General features: G+C 72.8%; 2 protein-coding genes. Both read left to right on the top strand.

What is annotated here, in order from left to right; all coding sequences use genetic code 11:
• Nucleotides 1–74: 74 nt before the first annotated feature.
• Entirely contained in the window at nucleotides 75–731 is a 657-nt protein-coding gene (locus H5J29_RS30550; protein WP_181784416.1) for a cell division protein FtsQ/DivIB, read from the top strand.
• A gap of 232 nt (nucleotides 732–963) precedes the next feature.
• On the top strand, nucleotides 964–2,006 hold a 1,043-nt coding region (gene ftsZ, locus H5J29_RS30555; RefSeq protein ID WP_246394497.1), incomplete at its 3' end, for a cell division protein FtsZ.

The following is a 2,006-nucleotide window of genomic DNA, read 5'->3' on the forward strand; positions in this document are numbered from 1 at the left end:
GTTCTCGAGCACCTCGGGCCGGTCCATGGCGGGGTTGAGGATGCTGCCCGCCTCGCCGCCGGATCGCCCTCGCCGTGGTGGTGCTGGCGGTCCTCGCGGCGCTCGGCGGCGGGTTCTGGGCGGTCCTGCTCTACACCGGGATCGCCGAGGTGGAGCAGGTCGAGGTGACCGGTGCGCTGACCGTCCCGCAGGACGCCGTCGTGTCCGCCGCCGCCGTCGAGACGGGGGTGCCGCTGGCGACCGTCGACACCCGGGCGATCGCCCAGCGCGTCGCCCGGCTGCCCGGGATCGGCTCGGTCCAGGTGAGCCGCGGCTGGCCGCACACGGTGGCGATCGAGGTCACCGAGCGCACCGCGGTCGCGCTGGCCCGGACGCCGGAGGGGGTCACGCTGGTCGACGCCGCCGGCGTCGCCTACCTGAAGGCCCCCGAGGTCCCGCCGCCGCTGCCGATGCTGGGGTTCGGCGCCGTCGGACCCGACGACACGGCCACCCGCGCCGCGCTCGAGGTCCTGTCCTCGCTGCCGCCGGACCTCCGGGCCCGGGTGACCACGATCGACGTCGACAGCCCGGCCACCGAGCCGACCGTCCGGCTGGGGATGGGGGACCGGCAGGTGCGCTTCGGCTCGACCGACCGCGCGGCGCAGAAGATCGCCGTCCTGGTCCCGCTGCTCACCCAGGACGGTACGGTCTACGACGTCTCGAGCCCGGACCTCCCGACCGTCACTCGCTGAGAGATCGACTACGCCGGACGGCCCAGCCGGTCACTGGCCGTCAGGAGGCATGAACAGCTGGTCACGGTAGGGTCACGGGACCCGACTCCACCCCATCGAGGTGTTGCCGACGCGCGGCGCGCCTGCTGGACCGGGCCTGCATACGGACCTAGCGTTCGAGCGCGAACGGCCCGGACAGACCCTGCTGGACGGAGCTGACCGGAGACCCGATCCAAACCGAGAGGTGCCGCGCATGACGCCCCCGCACAACTACCTCGCCGTGATCAAGGTGGTCGGCATCGGAGGCGGCGGCGTCAACGCCGTCAACCGGATGATCGAGGTGGGCCTCAAGGGCGTCGAGTTCATCGCGGTGAACACCGACGCGCAGGCCCTCCTGATGTCCGACGCCGACGTGAAGCTGGACATCGGCCGCGAGCTGACCCGCGGCCTCGGCGCGGGCGCGAACCCCGACGTGGGCCGCAAGGCCGCCGAGGACCACCGCGAGGAGATCGAGGAGGTCCTCAAGGGGGCCGACATGGTCTTCGTGACCGCCGGTGAGGGCGGTGGCACGGGCACCGGCGGTGCCCCCGTCGTCGCCTCGATCGCCCGGAAGCTGGGCGCGCTGACCATAGGCGTCGTCACCCGGCCCTTCACCTTCGAGGGCCGCCGCCGTGCGGGCCAGGCGGAGGACGGGATCACGCAGCTGCGCAACGAGTGCGACACCCTGATCGTCATCCCGAACGACCGGCTGCTGCAGCTCGGCGACGTCGGCGTCTCGCTGATGGACGCCTTCCGCTCGGCGGACGAGGTGCTCCTCTCCGGTGTGCAGGGCATCACGAACCTGATCACCACGCCCGGCCTGATCAACCTGGACTTCGCGGACGTCAAGTCGGTGATGTCCGGGGCGGGGTCGGCGTTGATGGGAATAGGGTCGGCGCGCGGTGAGGGGCGCGCGGTGCAGGCGGCCGGGTCGGCGATCAACTCGCCGCTGCTCGAGGCGTCGATGGACGGCGCGCAGGGCGTGCTGCTGTCGATCGCGGGCGGCTCGGACCTCGGCCTGTTCGAGATCAACGAGGCCGCGTCGCTGGTCCAGGAGGCGGCGCACCCCGAGGCGAACATCATCTTCGGCACGGTGATCGACGACTCCCTCGGCGACGAGGTGCGCATCACGGTCATCGCCGCCGGCTTCGAGGGCGGGACGCCCACGCACAAGAAGCTGGAGCCCTCGGCGTTCCGGTCGCCCGCGGCGGAGCAGACACCCGCACCGGCGACCCCGCCCGCGCCGCCCGCCCCGAC

This window comes from Pseudonocardia pini (genome assembly GCF_013870575.1).
Taxonomy (GTDB): Bacteria; Actinomycetota; Actinomycetes; order Mycobacteriales; family Pseudonocardiaceae; genus Pseudonocardia; species Pseudonocardia pini.